We start from the raw sequence: 20820 nt of genomic DNA, 5'->3' as shown, positions 1-20820 counted from the left end.
GTCATCCCACCGACAGAAGGCAGCAGATCCGGCGATAGTGCACGACAACTGGATGCTGGCGAAGTCGGTGGTGGTCTGTGGCGCAGCGACAGCAGTTATCGCTGCCTTAGGCATGGTCGCTGAATCATTTATCTTGTGAAACTCGCTGCAGCCAAGCATATTTACTGCTGTCAGTCGCGGGCCAGCTGTCGGGTTTCGGGCTCCGGATCGTCCTCGGGTACTTCGGCGGGTGGCTTGCGGTAACCGAAGACGATGCCGACGATGAGCACGGCCAGCAGCGCTGCGGAGGTACCCCATGTACCGAATGCCAAGCCGCCCTTCTCTATCGGCTTGGAAAGGAAGTCTCCAACGGTGGCGCCCAGCGGCCTGGTCAGGATGAACGCCGCCCAGAACAGCAGTACGCCGGAGATGTTGGTCAGATAATGGGCGGCCAAGATAATGGCCATGATGGTGGCGACGAGCGCGGCGCTACCCCAGTAGCCCAGCCCGGAGCTGTCGGCAAGGCAGTCGCCCAATGATGTACCCAGGGTATTGGACAGCAAGATGGCTGCCCAGTAGAGGATTTCGCCACGCAAGGTGCCGATGTTGGCGACATCGAAGGTTTCGCGCGTCAGCTTCCAGATAAGGAACACGATGGCCAGACCGGTGATCAACAAGGCGGCTCCCGCCCCGTAACCCAGGCCACCATCAGTGTCGGTGTCTGAGCCGGGGCCGCGGTTGATGAGATCCGACATCGTCGTGCCGGCGGTGCTGGTCGCGGCGATCACGGTCCAATACAGGGCCGGGTGGAACTGTCGGGCCCGGAGCTGAGCAAGCAGGCTCACCACAAAGACTCCGATAAACAGGATGGAAGCGGCGGCGTACCCGAGTCCCAGAGTTTGGGCGATCAGGTCTCCCCCGGTCTCCCCGAGCGTTGTCGCCGCGATCTTCAACACCCAGAACAATGCGGTGACCTGCGGAAGCTTATAGCTCGATGCAGCCATACACCCATCTCATCCGTAGTCGTAGTCAACAATTTCCGCCCGCACCGTAACCGTCGGCCGCTGAGGAACCGCTGAGAACCATGACGTCCCCAACGCTCAGCGTGCTCACAGCTCCTGGATGCGAGCCTGATGTCATCACCGGGCGATTCGAGTCCGGTTTCGACGGAAGGCCAGACATGACGAATTCTCGGCGGGAAACAGCGACGCTTATCATTGGCGCCCTGATGTTGTTCGGAGCCGCGGCCACCGTGGCTGAGGCGCAAGAGCGGGCGCACGAGCGCGCAAGCGTCTCGGTGAGCGAACCCGCGCCAGCCCAGAGCGCCGCGCGTCCAGGGCTGTAAGACTAACGACGCAGTCTGACGAAAGGTGCACAGTGCGGGTTCTGCTCGTCGAGGATGAACCGCTGCTCGCGGAGACGGTCACCGGCGGTCTACGGGCCGAAGGATTGGTCGTGGTCACGGTTGGCGATGGCGTGGATGGGCTGTGGCAGGCCACCAACGAACAGTTCGACGTGATCGTGCTGGACATCATGCTGCCCGGTTTGAGCGGCTATGAGGTGCTGCGCAGGATGCGGGCCGCGCAGGTGTGGACCCCGGTGTTGATGCTCACCGCCAAAGACGGCGACTACGACCAGACCGATGCCTTTGATTTAGGCGCCGATGACTATCTGACCAAACCATTCTCGTTCATGGTGCTCACCGCCCGCCTACGTGCGCTGGTGCGCCGCGGAGCACCCAAACGCCCCGTGGTCCTCACTGCCGGCGAAATCTCGCTGGACCCCACGCGCAAGGTCGTTGAACGGGCCGGTACACCAGTGTCCTTGACTCCGCGCGAGTACGGCTTGCTGGAGTATCTGCTGCGCAACAAGGATGCCGCGGTCACGAAAACCGATATTTTGCAAAATGTTTGGGACAGTCACTACGACGGCCCAGACAACGTCGTCGAAGTGTATGTGGGCTATCTGCGCCGCAAGATTGGTGCACACCAAATCGTCACTGTCCGGGGCGTGGGCTATCGGCTCGATTCAGGCGAGTTCGCCAACGGCAACTGAACGGTCATCACTGTCCCGCCGCCGGTACGGTCAGCGATGCCCACCGTGCCCTCGTGCGCAGCAACGATTTCGGCGACAATCGCTAAACCCAGTCCGCTGCCCCCGCGCTGACGCGAACGATCCGTATCTAAACGCACAAACCGTTCAAACACACGGTCTCGCTCGGCGGCGGGGATACCGGGCCCGTCGTCGCATACGTGCAGATATGCGCTGCTGCCATCGGCCCGCACCACGACGGAGACTTCCGTAGCAGCATCCCGGGCCGCGTTATCGGCAAGATTGCGCAGCACCCGTGCCATACCGAGCGCATCACCGGTAACCTTGACAGCCGCAAGGTGTGCTGAAATCTGCAGTGAGGTTTCACGTTTCAGTCGCGCAACCTCAGCCCCGGCCAGGTCATCCAGATCGATCTCGGTGCGGCGCATGGGCAGCCCGTGTTCATCGGCCCGCGCTAGCAGCAGGAGATCCTCCACCAACGACTGCATGCGATGAGCCTCGGGCAACAACGCCGTCTGCACGAGCGTTTTGTCGAGTACCTCGGGATGACTCTCGGCAATCTCCAACGCCGAAATCACAGTCGCCAAAGGGCTTCTCAATTCATGTGAAGCGTCCCCGACGAAACGGCGCTGCGCGGAATGCCCGGCCTCGATCCGGGTCAGCATCTCGTTCATGGTGACCGCCAACGCCGAAATCTCATCGGTGCGATTCGGTACCGGTACGCGCTCACCCAGATCGGAGGTGCTGATCTGGGTGACTCGCGAACGAATGGCGTCCACAGATTGCAACGAGCGCCGCACCAGCAGATACGTCACCACGGCGGCCACCACCGCAACGACTGGTGCGGTGATGGCAAGCATCGTCGCCACAGTCGACACCATCGATTCGATCGGTTCGATACCGCCACCCACCAGCACGGTGTATTGACCCTTGCGGCTACTGACCGTCTCGGTGGCGACACGAATATCGTCGTCGGAGGTAGCTGGCACGCCGACCCGTGCATCACTGGATGTGCTGTCATTCAGCGTGATCAGCGGGATCTGTGACGCCGATTCCGAGCGACGCACCGCCTGGCCGCTGCCGTCGATCACCTGGACGGCCACGATCCGCTGATCGGTGGCCAACAGCACCGATTCGAGCTCGTCGGGTGGTTCCTCACGCAACCGCTCGGTCACCGCCGCGGCCCGGGCCTTCGCTGCAGTATCGACATCGGCACACATCGACTGGTACAGCAGCACCACTGAGGCGGCCCCCACAATCACCAGGCTGGCAAGTACCACCGCCGCCGCGACCAGCGCCGAGCGAGTCGCGATCCCACCGCACCAGCGCCGCAATCGGCCCATTACCGCAATGATGACCGCCCGGACCTTCACCATCCGGCCAAACCCCGTGCCGTTCTGCTGAAATGTCGCGTCACGCGCAACGACCACATCCCGTAATCATGCCGGTACTACGACCGTCCCGAGGTTGGCGGGGCCGAGGTGGGTGCAACCGGAGAAGTGACAGACGGCCGATCACCGCGATCGGGCACGGAAGGTCGTTGCTCGTCATCTTCGTTATCAGAGTCGCGGTCGCGACGCGGGTCACCGTCGTAGTCGCGTTCAGCGTTATCGCGTTCGTCTGAATGAGATTCGCTCTGGCCATGACCATCTCGGCCATACTCGTCTCCGAACTCACTACCGGCCCACACACCGGCACCGAACGTCAGCGCCAACACGGCCACAACAGCGGCCACCGCGCCCGCGACCGTCAGCGATCGAAACAACAGTGCGCGCTTGCGCGTGTCGGACACGGCGTCAACAGCTGGATTCCCTTCCCCGGTATCACGCGTCGAGTCGGCGGGTGGTTCAGGCGACGGGCTCACATCATCAATATTCGACATGCCCCGACCATGCCTGTCTGGCACTGAGAGATCGTTGAGAACAAGAGCCGTGCCCCATGTCCCGTAGTCCGACAGGCCATGCCGACATCGCCGTTGTGTGTTACCGTTCCGCTAGTTGTCTTTGTTCACCATCGTGACTGTCGTAGCCTGCGCGCCGACGTCCTGGTTTCGAGCATTTCACCGAAGGATCGTGCCGTATGCCCCGTCGCGGGCCACGGGGTTATCCGTATCACCACCTCATTTCGTGTCGTGCGTTCGGTCGGGTTCGTCGACGGTCGACCTCGAGTGAGATTGCATTCGCATGGGAATCGTGTCGTTGCGCAATCAGCGGTCCTTATGCGGACTCACCAACCCCGGCCTCACGGGAGCGGTTCATTGTAGTCGTCACCGTGACCCAAGACGACCGTTGAAAAATGAAAAGCAGGGCAGTGCAGATGATCTCGTTCATTTGGTCTCCAGGAAACGCTCTTCCGGCCGGTACCGGCGGCTCAGAAAACTACACAGTCGGCCAAGTCCGCGAACTGAATCGGCGCCGCATACCGGCTCAAGTGGTCACCATCGGCCTGGGTGCCGAAGACGGCCGCGATGACTTCAGCGGCATCCCCTTCCTGTCGCTGTCGACGCTGGCCGAGGTAGGTGACCTCGACGGCACCGTTGTGTTCGTCAACGAACCCCACGTTGTGGAGACTAAGCGTCCTTCGTTCCTGATCTTGCACAACCCGCCCCCCATCCGGGAACGCTACAAAGCGTTCGCTATCAATGGAACCCGCGATCGGGTGTTGATCGCCACCAGCCGCTACGCGGCCCGGCTGTGGTCGAACTATCTGGACGTCGACATCGCCACGATCAGCGTCGTCTACCCATTCGCCGAACCGTGCTTCGGCACACAGCCCCGGCCCAGGAACGAGACGGGCAGAACCCGAATCCTCTTCGCCGGCAGACTCAGTCCGGAGAAGGGCATCTATACCCTCCTGGAGACGCTGCACATCGACATCATCGAACAAGACACCGAACTCAGCTTCACCGCGACGACTGCCGGCGCCGACAAGCCGCAGGGAAGGATCATCGAGCGACTACTGCGCGAGCACCCCGGCATCTCCGTGGTCCCCACCTGCAAAACGCCGACCAAGATGGCGACGCTGATGGCCGAGCACGACATTGTGGTCATGCCGTCCAACAGTCAATACTGGCATGAGACCTTCGGCATTGTCTCGATCGAGGCCCAACACTCCGGCTGCCGCGTGATCGCATCCGATGACGGCGGGCTACCCGAAACAGACTGCGGTGGAATAATTCTTGTCGCTCCGGACAATGCCGAAGCGCTGGCGCGGGGTATCCGCGAGGCCATCAGCAGTGGATCGCTCCCACCGTCAAGCCGTCACGACGCGCGCAACAGATTCACGGTCGTACAGTCCGTCGACGCACTACTGACGGTGTTCTCCCAGCCGCTGCCGATCTCACCGGCAACGATCGTCCGTCAACTCGAAGAACTGATCCTCGTACCGTCTGCCGCGCGACCACATACAGCGGCCTGAGATACCGCTATTAGATACACGTCTACTATCCGATTTCTGAGGCTCCGGCTGGTCGACTTTTCTGACACATATCCGAGAAACTCGACAACTGATGTCGAGAACGGCGCAATGGTTCCGTCCCAGGGGTGAGCGACCAACTAGGGTCGCGAACGAAGGGAGATCATTATGGCCAAGTACTTGCTGCTCAAGCACTATCGCGGTGCGCCCGCGGCCGTCAATTGCGTGCCGATGGATCAGTGGACGCCCGCCGAGGTTCAGGCGCACATTCAATACATGAACGACCTCGCGGCCCGGCTGGAAGGCACCGGCGAATTCGTCAACGCCCAGGCCCTGACGCCGGAAGGCGCGTGGGTGCGCTCCGACGGCGAGGGCAAGCCCCCGGTGACCGACGGCCCGTTCGCGGAGACCAAGGATTTGATCGCGGGCTGGATGATCATCGACGTGGACTCGTACGAGCGTGCCATTGAGGTTGCCGGGGAGCTATCGGCGGCTCCGGGAGCCGGCGGCGAGCCCATCCACGAATGGCTCGAGGTTCGGCCGTTCATGACAGCTGCACACTCCGACCTCGATTGATGGCCGACGCTGCGGTGGGCGAAGCCCAGCTGCGGGACCTGATCCCCAGTGTGCTGGCGGCGCTAGTGCGCCGTGGTGCGGACTTCGCCACCGCAGAGGACGCCGTGCAGGAGGCCTTGATCCGGGCCGTCCAGACGTGGCCATCGCGGCGCCCGGACGATCCCAAGGGCTGGCTGATCACCACCGCCTGGCGGTGTTTCGTCGATCTCGCACGATCCGATACCGCCCGGCGAAGTCGCGAGTATGGAATCACGGACGAGCCGCCGCCAGGACCCGTGGCCTCCGTGGACGACACGCTGCAGCTCTACTTCCTGTGCGCGCATCCGCGCCTCTCCCCCGCATCAGCAGTCGCGTTGACCTTGCGGGCCGTCGGCGGCCTCACCACCCGTCAGATCGCACAGGCATACCTGGTACCCGAAGCGACAATGGCCCAACGGATTTCGCGAGCTAAACGAACGGTGAGTGACGTACGACTGGATCGTGCGGGGGACCTGGCCACGGTGTTACGCGTGCTGTACCTAGTGTTCAACGAGGGATACAGCGGCGACGTCGACCTCGCGGCCGAAGCCATCCGGCTTGCCCGGCAGCTTGCCGCGTCCACCGATGACGAGGAGGTCGCCGGCCTGCTCGCGCTGTTCCTGCTCCATCACGCCAGACGCCCGGCTCGCATCCGCGCGGACGGCAGTCTCGTCACGCTGGTAGATCAAGACCGCGGTTTATGGCAAGACGATCTGATCACCGAGGGTGTGGCCGTGCTCCAAGCCGCGTTGGCCCGCGATCGGCTTGGCGAGTATCAGGCACAAGCCGCGATCGCGGCGCTGCACGCCGATGCGCGGACCGCCGCCGAGACAGACTGGGTGCAGATCGTCGAGTGGTACGACGAACTGGTCCGGCTCACCGACAGCTCCGTCGTGCGGCTTAATCGCGCGGTCGCTGTCGGTGAGGCGGACGGTCCGCGTGCCGGACTCGCCGCACTCGGCCAACTCGATAGGGCTCTCCCCCGCCACACCGCGTCGTCGGCCTACCTTCACGAGCGCGCCGGAGACATTGCCACAGCCGCGCGGCTCTACACCGATGCCGCCGCTCAGGCCCACAACGTCGCCGAGCGCAACCACTTGACGCTTCGAGCCGCCGCTCTCAACCAGCGACTCTCGACCGGGGGCCAGTGAGCGCTGACAGCAGATTCGCAGGGAAGAGATCTAGCCTCGGTCGTCGGTCCCGGAATCGACCAGAAGGACACGATGACTTTCAGCCTGCGGAATCTTCGCCCCGAAACTACGAGCGCCCGAACCGCCGCGGTTCTCGCGGCAGCGTTGTTCGTGGTTTTCGCGACGCTGGCAGCGACAGCGCACCACTACGGCTCAGGTAGCAGGGTCGACCACCGCGCGCTGGACTGGTTGGTGATTCACCGGCACAGTTGGCTCACCTCGGCCGCCGTTGACATCACGGACATCGGTAGCCCCGCTACGGTGTCCGTAGTGACAGTTATTGCAGCACTGGCAATTTGGCAGTTCGCACGCTCATTGAGAACCGCGACCACGGTAGTGGCGGCCGTCGCGTCAGCGTTCTTCCTTGCCGCGGCGGCGAAATGGGCAGTGGGAGAACACCGTCCACCGCGCAGCACTCAGCTGGTTGCGGAAACCGGCTGGTCCTTTCCCTCCGGACACGTCACGGGCACCACCGCTCTTGCTGGAATGTTGGCCATCGTGGTCGCCTACCGTCATAGTGGCTGGCGACGCTTGGCTGCCCTGGTGGCAGCAATAGTGGCGGTGACGCTGGTAGCCGGCAGTCGTCTCTACCTTGGAGACCACTGGGTGGTCGATGTTTTGGCAGCGGTGGTGCTGTCGACGTTAGTGGTGACGATCGCGGCCGCGACCCTTCACGAGACACCGACTACCGGCCTATCCCGAAAGACCGCCGCCTGAGATGTTCTTGCCCACCGAACCACTGACCTGGGTGATGGTCTGGCGTGCATGGCATTTTGATACGGCGGCTGCCCTCGGCGCTATCGCTCTGAGCACGGGATACGGCTGGGCCCTTACCCGCGCGCGGCGTCGCCACTCGGATATCAGTGGCGTGTGGGCGAGTTGCTTCTTCGCGGGAGTCGGATGCTGGGTGCTCGCATGCATGAGTGTGGTTGGCGTTTACGCACACGTGCTGTTCTGGATGCGGGCCTTGCAGGTTGTCTTGCTGCTGCTGGTCGTGCCCTTCTTCTTAGCCCTCGGCCGGCCGGTCACCGTTGTGCGTGGCGCGCTACAACCGGACGGGCTGGACAGATTTGATCGCGGGCTGTCGTCGGCACCTGCGCGGGTCTTGACACATCCGCTCACGACATCCCTGGCCATGTTGGTCACACCGTGGTTGCTGTACCTGACGCCGTGGTACACGGCATCTCTGACGCATGACCTGCTTGGCGCGATGACACGAACGGCGTTGGCGTTGATCGGGTTTGCGTACTTCTACGCGCGCTTGCAGGTAGATCCCGTACCTCGCAAGTATCCGCAGCTGATATCGCTGGTGCTCAGCGTGGCCGAGACCATCGGGGACGGCGTCTTGGGCCTAGTCCTGTGGCAGGGCCCGCTGGTGGCGTCAAGCTACTATCTGGCGCTGCACCGCTCCTGGGGGCCGGATATGCGCACGGATCAGACCTTGGGCGCGGGCATTCTCTGGATCCTCGGCGATGTCCTTGGACTGCCCTTTCTGCTGCTGCTGATGCGCGCCTTATCTGCCGACGACAAGGCGCAGGCCGCCCGGATTGACGCCGAACTCGACCGCGCCGACCAGAATTCACTCGACCCGGGCAACACGATGGCCATGGATCCGGCTACGCCGACACTATGGTGGGAGAACGACCCACAGCTGCGAGAGCGATTCGGGCGACGCTGACAGTCCCGTCACCGGGCGCCTTTCCCAGCGAACTTCTGTACACTCCGTCTATTTTTCGGGCAGTATGGACGGATGGATGTCCCGCGGTGCGCCTTACCGTCGCTCGTCGACTCTGCCCTGCCCGAGTCTGCGCCTTCCCAGCGTCCGCCACGACCTGCCTCTCCCGCCGTCGACACCTCGACGCCCATCGGCCGCGCTGTTGCGGGCTTCTACCTCGCCTTCGAGGCCGTCGATGATTCCGACAGAATTCGTGAGGCCGCCAATCGGCTCGGCCAGCAGCATCCGCCCGAATCGGATGCGCGCCAGAAGTACCTCGCGTTGGCCCACGGAATCACTCATGTGGAGGCGATCCGTCGCCATGCTCACCACACGTTGCGTGAAATCGCCACCACTGCCGCGCGTACGGCCGAACGCCTCACCCAGGACTCGGCGGATCTCCCTTCGGAGATCAACGACGCGATCGATGCCGCCGTGCGCCGTGAGTCCATCGCCGTCTGCGACCGCGCGGTGCAGATGATCAACAGCCAGACCCGCCTGGTCCTGGACCTCGACGAGGTGACGGCCACGATCACCGTCGACGAATGGTTGACGAGCCACAGCCTCGCGGGCTGACCGGCTGCTCACCGACCGCTAGTGCGGGTTGTCCGCCAGCGCCGCCCGCTCGACGCTCAGCAGACTCTCGGCGCGATGTTCCTCCTCGTAGGCTTTGCCGCCGCCATTGAGCCCGAACAGTCTCTTGCTCCAGAGCAGCCAGACCACGGCCACGATGTTCACCAGGAGCGCCAAAACCCTGAGAACGGTCTGCTTTTCGATGAGCTCATAGATCTCGAGCGGCAAGAAGATGCTTGTCGCAATGACGGCGAAGTACTCACCCCAGCGCTTCATCAGCCACAGACCGAAGGCCTCGATGAACTCGATCGCCGCATACGCCGCCAAGCCCACCGCGACCCACATCAGTGTCGAGGACGACAGCGAGAACGCCTCGCCGATATGACGGATGACTTTCGAATTGTCCGGATTCCATCCGAGCTGATTGGCCAGCGGGCGAATCAGCGGCAGGTCCCGCTCAAAAACCTGTTGGAGATGTTCGCGCGAACCGCGAACCTTGACCACCCCGAACGCGAGCAGGACAAAGACGAGACCGCGGAATACGCGTTCGACGGCCAGCAGTCGCATCAAGGTCCGATCACGCAGGAGCCGTCCGCGCGGAATCTCTGGTGCGGTATCGGCCGGTCCCCGATACCGCGCAGCGCCGACCACAAACGTCTCGCACCGCAAGCACCGCCAGGCCTCACCTGCGGGCGTCTGGACTCTCAGGCGTTCCCGAAGCGGCTGCTCATCGGGAGCGAATGTCGCATGCCCGCGCAGGCCACACGATCTCAGCGCAAAATCGATCACGACAGAAACGGTAGCCCGACACCACCTGCGACACCGCATGATGTCCAGGTTCCGGCGCTACCCTGGCGTCGTGCTCGACCGTCGCCGGTTTTTGACCTTGTTGGCAGCCACTGCCGCAGTGGCTGCCTCAGCCATCGAATCAGCCGCTGCGGCCGCAGACCCCGGCACGGCAGCTGGAGCTTCTAGCAGTGGGCTGACGCGGGTGCCATTGCCTGGCGGCGGTGCGTTGACCGCTCTGCCGGCCCGCGCCGACGGACAGCGACTACTCGCCTTGACCCTTGACGACGGCACCGATGCGAACGTCATCGCCGCGTACACCCAGCTAGCGCGCGATACCGGAATCCGCTTGACCTACTTCGTCAATGGTGTGAACGCGGGATGGACGCAGAATGCCCCACTGCTTCGCCCGCTCGTCGACAGCGGACAGATCCAGCTGGGCAATCACACGTGGTCTCATCCGAATCTCACGACACTGACCGCCGAGAAGATCGCTGACGAGCTCACCCGCAACACCAAGTTCTTGACCAACACCTACGGAGTCGATCCAGCGCCGTTCTTCCGCCCGCCCTACGGAAAGCGCAGCACCGCAACTGATTCAGTTACTCAGGGGCTCGGGTATGGGCCGCCGGTGCTCTGGTACGGGTCATTGTCGGACTCAGGAGTAGTCACCCCGCAGTACATCGTGGACATGGCTCGCAAGTACTTCAACCCGCAAGCAATTGTCATCGGCCACCTCAACCACCCACCGGTAACCACGGTCTATCACCAGCTGCTCGATGTCATCGGGGAACGGCAGTTGCGTACGGTCACACTCAACGACGTCTATCAGCACTAGAGCGACGGGGCGCCAGGATCAAGCAGTCTTTTGGGATGCATGCCGTCGACCTGGCCGATAAACGGCGGATGGATGCTGTACCCCAGCATCCGGCGGATGTCCTCAGACACCGCCCGCACGGTGTCGCGGGTCATCGACAAGGTGAACGCCTCCTGCGGGCGTAGCCACGGCTCACAGTATTGAGCTGTCAGAGCCAGCCGTGCGGCATTAGATCGGTTCGCTCCCCGCCGTGCCATAACGTGCCCGGGAAGAACACACAGGAACCCGCCGTCATCACCACAGGTTCACGCTCGCTGTCCTGCGGCCGCCGGTCACCCCAAAGATGGCTGCCTGCAATGACATCAGTGGCACCGTTGTCGGCGGTAAAGTCGTCGATCGCCCAGATCGTGGCCGCACCAAGACCGGCACGGGGACGCGGAATCGGATAGAAGCCGTCGTCGGTGTGCAGCATCTGCGCCTGTTCGCCAGGCAGGATGTTGATGACCTGCAGCATCGACAACAGATAGTTCGGCAGAAAAAGCCGATCCAGCAGGGCCAAGACCCTCGGGTGATCCGCGATCCGGTCACACGCACGCGTCTTGTTCAGCACGCTGTACACCCGTTGAGTGGTATGCCCTTCAAATCCATTGCGGCCATGCAGATTCAGCAACGGCGCAACGGCTTCCCGGATCTCTACGAGCTCGTCAGCGGTCAGCAGATCCGGCAAGATCACGTAGCCGTCGTGGCGCATCGCCGCCAAATCCGCGTCGGCGACAGCAGGATCGACACTCTCACCGCTGCTCGCGGTCCGTCGATGAGTTCCGGCCAGGTCGCCGCTCAAATCCACCAACGACGACACTTCCGCGCTCATCGCCACTCCTAAACATAAGGTAATTATGTTTTGTACGATCACATAGTGGCACGCCCCTCAATCGGACGTCAACAGCTCATCGACGCCGCCCGTGATGAACTCGTCCGCGGCAGCGGAGTCATGGATCTCAGCGGATTGACCCGTCGAGCCGGACTCAGCACCGGCGCTCTCTACCATCACTTCGGATCCAAAAGCGGCTTGCTCGCGGTCATCTACGACGAGTTCTACGAGGGTCTCGTGCAGGCAATTTCCGACACGCATCTGGCCCTGAACACCGACTGGCGCGTCCACGAGCTGGAACGCACCCGCCTGTTTGTCGACTATCACGTGGCCGACCCGCTGGCCCCGATCCTGCTCAACCGCGCCGCGTTAGATCCCCAACTGGTCGAACTGGAAGCGGCGTACCTGCAACGCATTAGCCATAACGCCGCCAAGAACATCCGCCGCGGCCAGAAGTTGGGCCAGTTGCCCGCAGACATCAACCCCGACAGCGCAGGCGCCTTCATCATCGGCGGAATTCGATACGGGATTGCCCAGCAGTTGCGACTGACCCCGCTCCCCGCGCCCGGCGAGATCACCGAACGGCTGTGGCGCCTGATCTCCGCGGCGCTAGGCGTCGGCTGAACCGCCGCCTAGGGAAACGTCGGCCAGATTGAGGACACATGGGCGATACTCCCTGCATGCGTTCGATACCTGTTGGCCGTGCGGCCGCTCTCACCCTCGCCGTTCTGGGCGCGGGACTTTCCTCCTGCCCGCTGGCCATGGCGGCACCGTCGGGCGAGGTTGCGCTCTGTTTCGACGGTGACGTGCGCGTCAGCGCCTGGCAGGCGAGCCAAGCCGATGCACGTCGGGACCTGATTCCCGGCACGCTCAACATGAACGCCACGGACGGTCTTGCCGGACCCAAGCAGGCGTACTTCCAGTGGCGCAACCTGACCACGGGCGCTGTCGGCGAAGCGCACGGCGACGGCTCGGGCACGGCAGGAGCATCGATCTTCAATGTCGTCACCGGTCCCGGCCAGGTGGAAATCACCACCGATTACGGCGGCCGTTCGGGCTTCTTCTGGAACGACGAAAACACCGCCCACTGCACCGGGACGGTCACTGTCGTCTAGGCCCCGATCGAGACTCAGACAACTTCTGAAGCAAGCCGTGCGAACGCGGCGCTGTCGTGGCTGCAGAACACGGTGACGTCCTCGGAATGATCGGCGACGAGCTCGGTGAGGCGCCGCATAATCTGCAGCTGAGCACGTGGGTGACTCGGATGCGCGGTGACCATGTGCATTGCCCTGCTCGCGGTGGTCAACGGGCCGCTACCGAGCGCGTGCGGCTCCGTGTAGGCGTCGCCGGCATGCAGCAGCCAGCCGGTTCCGGTGTCGATGGCGACGCCGACGTGGCCTCGCGTGTGGCCGTAGAGCGGAACCACCAGGATCTCCGGCGGCAGCCCGTCAAGGTCACGGACGGCACGGAAACCGAACCATGGCTCGCCACCGTCTAGCTCGTTGATCTGCCAGTTGACTCCGTGACCGCACAATTGTGCAGTGCGATAACGGATTCGATCGACGATAGTTGGCTGCTGGCTGGCGCGATGTTCGGGTCCGTGTACGTGCACGGTTGCCGACGGAAAATCGGCGAGGCCACCCGTGTGGTCGTAATCCAGATGGGTGAGCAGAATGTGTCGCACATCAAGTGGGTCATATCCAAGCGCCTCGATCTGCCGCACCGCCGTCTCTGCCTCCCGCAGGACGGGCCCGATGGCGTGCCTTGTCCATCCGAGCAATCGTGGATTCTGGACGCAGCCGAGACCGAAACCGGTGTCGACCAGTACCAGCCCCGAACCCGGCGTCTCGACCAGTAGGCAGTGGTCAACAAATCCGAATGCCATTGTGCCGCAATTAAGATGGTGAACCTTCACATCTCACCTCGTGTCGCGTTGCCGACGTCAACCTTCATTCACAGTAACTTCCGCATCGAACGCACGGAATACCCGTCCGATGCACCTGGTTCGTCCACATATGAATGCTGTCCAGCAGTTCGATCCGCATGCGCTCATCGCCGACAGCCGCATCGGCGTACTGGCGACCATCAAGTCCAACGGACTACCGCAGCTCTCCCCCGTCACCCCGTTCTACGACCGGGACAAAGGCGTCATCTACGTCTCCATGACCGATGGACGTGCCAAGACCGTCAATCTTCGCCGCGACCCCCGAGCGGCGCTGGAGGTCACCAGCTCGGACGGACGGGCCTGGGCAACGGCCGAGGGAGACGTATCCCTGACCGGACCGGGTACCGACCCACACGGCCCCGAGGTCGAAGCGCTTGTCGACTACTACCGCGGCGCGGCCGGTGAACATCCCGACTGGGAGGAGTACCGCGCGGTCATGGTCTCGGACCGACGCGTCCTGATGGCTCTCACCGTCGGGCGGGTATACGGCGAGAAGCTGGGCTAAGGCTCAGACCTTTCCCGTCGCGTCGTACATCCAACTCATGTCAGCGTTGGCCAAGTCTTCCAACCACGATGCGGGAGCGAAGTTCGTCAGTGCGCCCATGTCCCAGTAGTCCTTCCAGAGCGTGATCTTTCCGTCGACCACCTTGAGGACGGAGGCAAAACGCAGTAGCGCCGACTCCCCTGTGTTCCAGATCCACGTCTCGGAGTGCTCGTACATCACGTCGTCACCATTGGCGACGATCAGCCCGTCATGGTGCACGTAATCCTTCAGCGGTTCGAGCCCGATCTTCAGACGTTTGACGATGTTCTCCGGTCCGCATGCCGCAGCGGTGGGTCCCACGGGCATGTCCAGATAGATGCAGTCGTCGTCAAGAAATGCCGTGACGGCGTTCCAGTTTCTCTCCGAAAGAGCTACCCACAGACCGACAACCACCGACGCTGATGACATCGCCACAACTTTCCTTCCCCCGAAGTACAACGAGTCGAAATCCTACGAGCCGCGCACTCCCGCCGGGTCCGATCGGGGCGATTAGGCTCCCCACATGCCTGTCGCAAAGTCGATCCTGTTGTTCGCGGCGGCCGCGGTCTTGGAAATCGGTGGCGCCTGGCTCGTATGGCAGGGCGTGCGCGAGCATCGCGGCTGGGTGTGGGTGGGGTTCGGTGTCATCGCACTGGGCGCCTACGGATTCGTGGCGACCCTGCAGCCAGACGCTCACTTCGGTCGAATATTGGCGGCCTACGGCGGCGTGTTCGTCGCCGGGTCACTGCTGTGGGGGATGGCGATGGACGGGTTCCGCCCCGATCGCTGGGATGTGGCAGGCGCGCTGCTCTGCGTGGCCGGCGTCGGGGTCATCATGTACATGCCCCGGAACGCATGAGCCGCGCCCCGTCCGGCCCCCTTCGACGGGAACTGGGCACATTCGACGCCGTCATGATCGGGCTGGGCTCGATGCTCGGCGCCGGAATCTTCGCGGCCTTGGCGCCCGCGGCGCAATCGGCCGGATCCGCCCTGCTCGTGGGCTTGGCGGTCGCCGCGGTGATCGCCTTCTGCAATGCGACATCTTCGGCTCGGCTCGCCGCGGTGTATCCCGCCTCCGGTGGAACGTATGTCTACGGCCGGATGCGTCTCGGCGAGTTCTGGGGTTATCTGGCTGGTTGGGGCTTCGTGGTTGGGAAAACCGCGTCATGCGCGGCCATGGCACTGACGGTGGGCTTCTATGCGTGGCCCGCCCACGCGCACGCCGTCGCGGTGGCGGCGGTGGTGGCCTTGACCGCGATCAACTATGCGGGAGTGCAAAAGTCGGCGTGGCTGACACGTGTCATCGTCGCGATCGTGCTGTCGGTGCTGGCCGCGATTGTCGTCACGGCGGTTGGGTCCGACGGTATCGACGCCGCATCCCTCGATATCACCGACGTGCCTATTGTCGGGGTGTTGCAGGCCGCCGGTCTGCTGTTCTTCGCGTTCGCCGGATATGCCCGCATCGCGACCTTGGGTGAGGAGGTGCGCGACCCCGCGCGCACCATTCCCCGCGCCATCCCGATCGCGTTGGCAATCGCACTGGTCGTGTATGGCGTTGTCGCCGTTGCGACATTGACCACGCTGGGGCCATCACGGTTGGCCGCATCCGCGGCCCCGCTGCTGGATACCGTCACCGTCGCCGGTGTGCGGTGGATGGAGCCGGTGGTGCGGATCGGAGCCATCGTGGCGGCGACGGGCTCCTTGTTGGCACTGATCCTCGGGGTATCACGCACGACCTTCGCGATGGCACGCGATCGCCATCTGCCGCACGTCCTGGCGGCGGTGCATCCCAAGTACGGCGTGCCGTACCGCGCCGAACTCCTTGTTGGTCTTGTGGTTTCGATCCTCGCGGCCACCGCGGACTTGCGTGGCGCGATCGGATTCTCGTCCTTCGCGGTGCTGGTGTACTACGCGGTGGCCAATGCGGCGGCGTGGACGCTCTCCCCTGCCGAGGGCCGTCCACCGAGGATTGTTCCGGCACTCGGCCTGACCGGGTGTGTCGTGATTGCTCTCGCGTTGCCGCGGTCGTCGGTCCTCGCCGGCACGGCAGTACTGGCGGTAGGCATCCTCATCTACGTCGCCCGTCGCCTCAGTGCCCCGGGTACGCGTGAATAAGAGCGCTATCGAGTTTTGACACCGCATGAGTCAGTTCGTGTTCGGCGACGTGTGCGATGCGGTGCGCCTCGGCGAGGCTGATGTCGGGGTCGACGTCGAGCTCGGCGTCCGCATGGAGGCGATGTCCGATCCACCGCAACCGCACGCTGCGCACCGTCCGCACACCAGGCTGAGCCACCAGTGCTGTTTCAGCGGCGTCCACCAACGCAGGATCCACCCCGTCCATCAACCTCCGGAACACATCCCGGACCGCGGTGCGCAGCACCGCGAGAATCGCGAGGGTAATCACCAGCCCAATGATCGGGTCCGCCAAGGGATATCCCAAGGCGACGCCCGCGGCGCCCAGCACCACGGCCAGCGAGGTGAACCCGTCGGTACGTGCATGCAGGCCGTCGGCCACAAGTGCCGCCGAGCCGATCCGGCGCCCCACCCGGATCCGGTAGAGGGCGACGAGCTCGTTGCCGACAAAGCCGACGACACCCGCCGTCGCCACCCACCCCAGTTGTCCGATCTGCACGGGATGCATCAGGCGCATCACTGCCTCATAACCGGCCACCACGGCCGACAAGGCGATCATCGACACGACGAACAAGCCGGCCAGATCCTCGGCCCGCCCGAACCCGTAGGTGTATCGCCTCGTCGCCGCGCGGGTTCCGAGTCCAAAAGCTATCCACAGCGGGATCGCCGTGAGCGCATCGGAGAAGTTGTGGATGGTATCGGCCGCCAGCGCAACGGAGCCGGACACGACCACGATCACCACCTGAAACGCGGCCGTCAGCAGCAGTGCTACCAGGCTGATCTTGACGGCCCGGGTCCCCGCTGCGCTGGAGCTGAGCGCGTCGTCGATGCTGTCGGCGGCATCATGGCTGTGCGGGGACACGATCCCCGCGAGCATTCCCCGCAGACCGGCCGCGTGGTGATGGTCGTGGTCGTGATGAATCACTTCCTTGCGGGTATGACTCATTGCCTACCAGCCCTTCTCGCGGTTTCCACGGTCCGCAGCGAGGCCTCCGAGCGGTGATGCGGCGGGATGCCCGGGCCGGCATGCTCAGCGTTATAGACCGCGTCGGTCACCAGCTGCTCGACATGCTCGTTCTCCAGGCTGTAGTAGACGGTGGTGCCGTCACGACGGGTCCGCACCAGTCGGGCCATCCGCAGCTTGGCCAAATGCTGCGATACCGACGGCGCCGGTTTGCCCACTAGGTCTGCCAGCTCATTGACGGACAGCTCACCGCCGGTGAGTGCCCACAGCACTCGAACACGGGTGGCATCGGCCAGCATCCGAAAGACTTCGACGATCAACCCAACCTGTTCATCGCCCAATGGCGACTGATCTGCCTGCGCCATGGCGAACGCTCCTCTACTGCATATCTGCATTGATACGCAGATAGTAGACCATGTGTCGCGCTAGTGCTGGCAGCAGTCGCATTCGTCGCTAGCGGCCTGCACCGATGCCGAGGGAATATGTGGCGCACAGCAGGACTCGCCCTTCCACGCATTCATCCCCTCGCGGACCGCAATGGCCGCGATGACCAACGCCGCGATCGGGTCGGCCCAGGACCACCCGAAGAGGGCGTTGACGAGCAGCCCCACCAGCACGACCGCCGACAGATACGTGCACAGCAGCGTCTGCTTGGAATCTGCCACCGCAGACGCGGACCCCAGCTCGCGGCCCGCTCGGCGTTGCGCCCACGACAGCACTGGCATGATCACCAGACTCACTGCTGCCAAGGCGATCCCAATTGTCGAATGCCTGGCCTCACCGAACCCCGCTAGCGCCCGGATCGACTCCACCGCCACATAGGCGGCCAGCGCAAAGAACGAGAATGCGATCACGCGAAGAGCAGTCTTCTCCCTAGCCTCCGGGTCCTTGGCACTGAATTGCCATGCCACTGCCGCGGCCGATGACACTTCGATCACCGAATCCAAGCCGAAACCGATCAGCGCGGTCGAGGACACTCGCGCACCCTCCGAGAGCGCCACGACGGCCTCAATGACGTTGTAGGTGATGGTGGCGGCGACGAAAAGACGAACCCGGCGATTGAGCACATCTCGCCGCTGTGACGCGAGCACCATCAGCAGCAGCCCTCGTCCGCCGGGCAGCACGACGGATCCACCGTCAGCACCAGGTCCACCAAGTCATCTAGAGCGTGAGCGATGCGCTCATCGGCGAGCTCGTAACGGGTGCGCCGGCCCTCCGGAACAGCGACAACCAGACCGCAACCACGCAGACACGCAAGGTGATTCGACATGATCTGTCGCGACACCCCAGCATCATCGGCAAGCTCAGAGGGATACCCGGGCCGCGATCGCAGGCTCAATAAGATGGCCGTGCGCGTGGGGTCCGACAATGCGGATCCGAACCTCGTCAGGGCGTCGCGATGAACCAGGGTCTGCATGGATCCAATAGTACAGCTTTGTCTGTATTCAGGTCTAGATGTACTAACTAGCGGCGGGCACCTGCCCCGCCGCGGCCGAACGCACCTTCTCCCCCGCCCGCAGGAAGCTACCCGTCCGTTGCTTGCCCAGGATGTCGGCCGGCTGGCCGTCAACCACGACGGCCCGGCCGCCAATCAGTACCGTGCTGACTGTTGCGTCGTTGCGATTGACCATCCGTGATAGTCCCCCGTACGCGGCTACGGACTGCTCGGCGTACTCGGTCAGAGATCCATCGAGCTTCTCCGGATCTACCACGAAAAGATCTGCGCGGTCGCCAATTCGGAGATGACCGGCATCGATCTGGTACCAATCGGCGAGCTCACCGGTCAGCCGGTGTACGGCCTGTTCGATGGTCATGAACGGCTGTCCGGCTAGTTGTGCCTCGTGTACATGCCGCAGTAGCCGCAGCCCGAAGTTGTAGAAAGCCATGTTCCGCAGGTGGGCACCGGCATCCGAGAAGCCAAGCTGAATGCCGGGATCTTGCGCGAGCTGCTTGAGCACCCCGGGGCGATGGTTGGAAATCGTGGTCCGCCAGCGGATGGCCGTGCCATGTTCGAGCACCAAATCAAGAAACGCGTCGACGGGATGTAGCCCCCCGCGATCCACACCGACCTGCCCGAAGGACTTACCGACCACCGACGCATCCGGGCAGGCTACGATCTCGGCGTCGAAAAAGTCTCTGTGCCAAACTCTTACGCCGAATTTGCTCTCGTACTCCTTGCGAAACCGGCGCCGGTACTTCTCGTCACGCAGCAGCTCATTGCGCTCGACTTCATCCCGCAAGTGCAACGCCGCGGCACCCGCACCGAATTCCTCGAAGATCACCAGATCGATGCCATCGGCGTAGACCTCGAACGGCACGGGCAGATGCTGCCAGCGAAAGTTGCCGCCCAGCGTGTTGACGATGCGGGCCACCGGTCCCATCGCCCGGATCGCGTACGGGTTGGCCTTGATATCGGCGGCCGAGAGTAGTGATGTCGATAGCCGCTTGCGCAGGATCCCCAGAGACTGGACGGCCTGAGACAACACGTTCAAGGGGTTCTCAATGTCCGGGCCGGATTGCAGCACCCGATTCCTTTGGCGAAGTTGTGATTTCAGCTTCCGCAACTCGCGCGGCTTGGCGTAGGTCGACGGCAGCGTCCGGGAACGACACACATCGCCATCTAGCTTGTCGAACAGGAGCTGCTGAGACGACATCCCCACGAAACCGGCGTCCAGGGCCTCGGTCAGCCAGCGGTCCATCTGTGCCTGCTCACTGGGTGTGGGTCGTTCGTTCTTGCGGGTGGCACGGTCCAGCCCCATCACCGCCGCGCGCATATCCGAATGCCCTAGGAACATCGCGATGTTCGGCCCCAGGGGTAGTGACTCAAGAGCCGTGATGTACCCACGCGCGTTGGTCCACGTCTTATGTTGGTCCATGGCCCCGATGACGTGGTCACGCGGGATCGCTTCCACTCTGCCGAAGATGTCTCCGGCATCGATGCCACTGACATGCACCACCGATAGCGAGCAGGAGCCCAGCAGTACTGTCGTCACCCCATGACGAACCGACTCCGATAATGCGGGAGCGGCAAGTACCTCGACGTCGTAGTGGGTGTGGATATCCACCAATCCCGGGAGGACCCATTTCCCGGTGGCATCGATGATGTGCGGACAGTTCGTCTCGTCGAGGTCGCCATCCGAGATTGCGGCGATGTGGCCATCCTTGATGCCGATGTTTCGGATAGCGGACGCCGCGCCGGTGCCATCGAACCATCGCCCGTTCTTGATCACCGTGTCGAACTGCACGTCTTCATGGGAAGCCATGG

Annotated in this window: 24 protein-coding genes and 1 pseudogene; 13 read left to right on the top strand and 12 right to left on the bottom strand. The window is 63.3% G+C overall.

What is annotated here, in order from left to right:
- Positions 1-170: 170 nt before the first annotated feature.
- Positions 171-983 carry a COG4705 family protein gene (locus B4394_RS23980; RefSeq protein WP_078316468.1) on the bottom strand — a complete coding sequence of 271 codons (813 nt, stop codon included), beginning with the start codon at positions 981-983 and terminating at the stop codon, positions 171-173.
- Positions 984-1356: 373 nt separating this feature from the next.
- Between B4394_RS23980 and B4394_RS23975 the strand changes: the two genes are divergently transcribed.
- Complete coding sequence (locus B4394_RS23975) at positions 1357-2034, top strand: response regulator transcription factor (RefSeq protein ID WP_078316467.1); 678 nt, start codon at positions 1357-1359, stop codon at positions 2032-2034.
- On the opposite strand, the gene B4394_RS23970 is transcribed toward B4394_RS23975, so the two are convergent.
- Entirely contained in the window at positions 1995-3407 is a 1413-nt protein-coding gene (locus B4394_RS23970; RefSeq protein WP_078316489.1) for a sensor histidine kinase, read from the bottom strand. The two genes, B4394_RS23975 and B4394_RS23970, sit on opposite strands and share 40 nt — an antisense overlap.
- A gap of 74 nt (positions 3408-3481) precedes the next feature.
- Positions 3482-3913: a hypothetical protein gene (locus tag B4394_RS23965; protein ID WP_139360425.1), complete on the bottom strand. Its 432-nt coding sequence runs from the start codon at positions 3911-3913 to the stop codon at positions 3482-3484.
- 413 nt (positions 3914-4326) lie between these two features.
- Between B4394_RS23965 and B4394_RS23960 the strand changes: the two genes are divergently transcribed.
- From B4394_RS23960 to B4394_RS23935, 6 genes are all read left to right on the top strand, one after another.
- Complete coding sequence (locus B4394_RS23960; protein ID WP_078316466.1) at positions 4327-5448, top strand: glycosyltransferase family 4 protein; 1122 nt, start codon at positions 4327-4329, stop codon at positions 5446-5448.
- Positions 5449-5613: 165 nt separating this feature from the next.
- Complete coding sequence (locus B4394_RS23955; RefSeq protein WP_078312523.1) at positions 5614-6021, top strand: YciI family protein; 408 nt, start codon at positions 5614-5616, stop codon at positions 6019-6021.
- The gene (locus B4394_RS23950; RefSeq protein WP_078316465.1) at positions 6021-7190 is read left to right on the top strand and encodes an RNA polymerase sigma factor; all 1170 of its coding nucleotides are present in this window, start codon (positions 6021-6023) and stop codon (positions 7188-7190) included. The genes B4394_RS23955 and B4394_RS23950 overlap by 1 nt, the downstream gene beginning before the upstream one ends.
- Before the next feature lie 72 nt (positions 7191-7262).
- Positions 7263-7946: a phosphatase PAP2 family protein gene (locus B4394_RS23945; RefSeq protein WP_078316464.1), complete on the top strand. Its 684-nt coding sequence runs from the start codon at positions 7263-7265 to the stop codon at positions 7944-7946.
- 1 nt (position 7947) lies between these two features.
- Positions 7948-8907, top strand: coding sequence for a cytochrome c oxidase assembly protein (locus B4394_RS23940; RefSeq protein ID WP_078316463.1), 960 nt, complete (start codon positions 7948-7950; stop codon positions 8905-8907).
- A 72-nt stretch (positions 8908-8979) separates the two neighbouring features.
- Complete coding sequence (locus tag B4394_RS23935) at positions 8980-9519, top strand: hypothetical protein (RefSeq protein WP_139360424.1); 540 nt, start codon at positions 8980-8982, stop codon at positions 9517-9519.
- A gap of 18 nt (positions 9520-9537) precedes the next feature.
- Here the strand turns inward: B4394_RS23935 and B4394_RS23930 are convergent, their stop codons facing one another.
- Complete coding sequence (locus B4394_RS23930; RefSeq protein ID WP_078316462.1) at positions 9538-10305, bottom strand: DUF2127 domain-containing protein; 768 nt, start codon at positions 10303-10305, stop codon at positions 9538-9540.
- Between the two features lie 70 nt (positions 10306-10375).
- On the opposite strand from B4394_RS23930, the gene B4394_RS23925 reads away from it, so the two are divergent.
- A complete protein-coding gene (locus tag B4394_RS23925; protein ID WP_078316486.1) occupies positions 10376-11140 on the top strand; it encodes a polysaccharide deacetylase family protein in 765 nt (254 codons plus the stop codon).
- On the opposite strand, the pseudogene B4394_RS23920 reads toward B4394_RS23925, so the two are convergent.
- Positions 11137-11990, bottom strand: a pseudogene (locus B4394_RS23920) (phytanoyl-CoA dioxygenase family protein). The gene B4394_RS23925 and the pseudogene B4394_RS23920 sit on opposite strands and share 4 nt — an antisense overlap.
- A 45-nt stretch (positions 11991-12035) precedes the next feature.
- On the opposite strand from B4394_RS23920, the gene B4394_RS23915 reads away from it, so the two are divergent.
- Both B4394_RS23915 and B4394_RS23910 read left to right on the top strand, forming a co-directional pair.
- Positions 12036-12614 (top strand): TetR/AcrR family transcriptional regulator, encoded by a 579-nt coding sequence (locus B4394_RS23915; RefSeq protein ID WP_078312517.1) that lies wholly within the window; start codon positions 12036-12038, stop codon positions 12612-12614.
- Between the two features lie 56 nt (positions 12615-12670).
- Positions 12671-13105, top strand: coding sequence for a hypothetical protein (locus B4394_RS23910; protein WP_078312516.1), 435 nt, complete (start codon positions 12671-12673; stop codon positions 13103-13105).
- A 14-nt stretch (positions 13106-13119) separates the two neighbouring features.
- Here B4394_RS23910 and B4394_RS23905 read toward each other — a convergent pair whose 3' ends face one another.
- The gene (locus tag B4394_RS23905; protein ID WP_286142413.1) at positions 13120-13875 is read right to left on the bottom strand and encodes an MBL fold metallo-hydrolase; all 756 of its coding nucleotides are present in this window, start codon (positions 13873-13875) and stop codon (positions 13120-13122) included.
- A gap of 130 nt (positions 13876-14005) precedes the next feature.
- Between B4394_RS23905 and B4394_RS23900 the strand changes: the two genes are divergently transcribed.
- The gene (locus B4394_RS23900) at positions 14006-14440 is read left to right on the top strand and encodes a PPOX class F420-dependent oxidoreductase (protein ID WP_078312514.1); all 435 of its coding nucleotides are present in this window, start codon (positions 14006-14008) and stop codon (positions 14438-14440) included.
- Positions 14441-14443: 3 nt separating this feature from the next.
- On the opposite strand, the gene B4394_RS23895 is transcribed toward B4394_RS23900, so the two are convergent.
- Positions 14444-14887, bottom strand: a complete 444-nt coding sequence (locus B4394_RS23895) for a nuclear transport factor 2 family protein (RefSeq protein WP_078312513.1) — start codon at positions 14885-14887, stop codon at positions 14444-14446.
- 94 nt (positions 14888-14981) lie between these two features.
- On the opposite strand from B4394_RS23895, the gene B4394_RS23890 reads away from it, so the two are divergent.
- Both B4394_RS23890 and B4394_RS23885 read left to right on the top strand, forming a co-directional pair.
- Positions 14982-15317 carry a YnfA family protein gene (locus B4394_RS23890; RefSeq protein WP_078312512.1) on the top strand — a complete coding sequence of 112 codons (336 nt, stop codon included), beginning with the start codon at positions 14982-14984 and terminating at the stop codon, positions 15315-15317.
- Positions 15314-16573, top strand: a complete 1260-nt coding sequence (locus tag B4394_RS23885) for an APC family permease (protein WP_078316461.1) — start codon at positions 15314-15316, stop codon at positions 16571-16573. Before B4394_RS23890 ends, B4394_RS23885 begins: the two co-directional genes overlap by 4 nt.
- Here the strand turns inward: B4394_RS23885 and B4394_RS23880 are convergent.
- From B4394_RS23880 to B4394_RS23860, 5 genes are read right to left on the bottom strand one after another with little or no spacing between them, the layout of a single operon-like run.
- A complete protein-coding gene (locus B4394_RS23880; protein WP_078316460.1) occupies positions 16548-17537 on the bottom strand; it encodes a cation diffusion facilitator family transporter in 990 nt (329 codons plus the stop codon). The genes B4394_RS23885 and B4394_RS23880 overlap by 26 nt on opposite strands.
- Positions 17534-17920 carry an ArsR/SmtB family transcription factor gene (locus tag B4394_RS23875; protein WP_078312509.1) on the bottom strand — a complete coding sequence of 129 codons (387 nt, stop codon included), beginning with the start codon at positions 17918-17920 and terminating at the stop codon, positions 17534-17536. The genes B4394_RS23880 and B4394_RS23875 overlap by 4 nt, the downstream gene beginning before the upstream one ends.
- Before the next feature lie 60 nt (positions 17921-17980).
- On the bottom strand, positions 17981-18649 hold the full coding sequence (locus B4394_RS23870; protein ID WP_078316485.1) for a cation efflux transmembrane domain-containing protein: 669 nt from the start codon (positions 18647-18649) through the stop codon (positions 17981-17983).
- On the bottom strand, positions 18649-18972 hold the full coding sequence (locus B4394_RS23865) for an ArsR/SmtB family transcription factor (RefSeq protein WP_078316459.1): 324 nt from the start codon (positions 18970-18972) through the stop codon (positions 18649-18651). Before B4394_RS23865 ends, B4394_RS23870 begins: the two co-directional genes overlap by 1 nt.
- Before the next feature lie 43 nt (positions 18973-19015).
- Complete coding sequence (locus B4394_RS23860) at positions 19016-20818, bottom strand: N-acyl-D-amino-acid deacylase family protein (RefSeq protein WP_078316458.1); 1803 nt, start codon at positions 20816-20818, stop codon at positions 19016-19018.
- Positions 20819-20820 lie beyond the last annotated feature (2 nt).

The organism is Mycobacterium sp. D16Q16 (assembly GCF_002013745.1).
In the GTDB taxonomy this organism is placed as follows: Bacteria; Actinomycetota; Actinomycetes; order Mycobacteriales; family Mycobacteriaceae; genus Mycobacterium.
The sequence above is the reverse complement of the archived record's forward strand: the minus strand, read 5'-3'. Positions and strand labels throughout refer to the sequence as shown.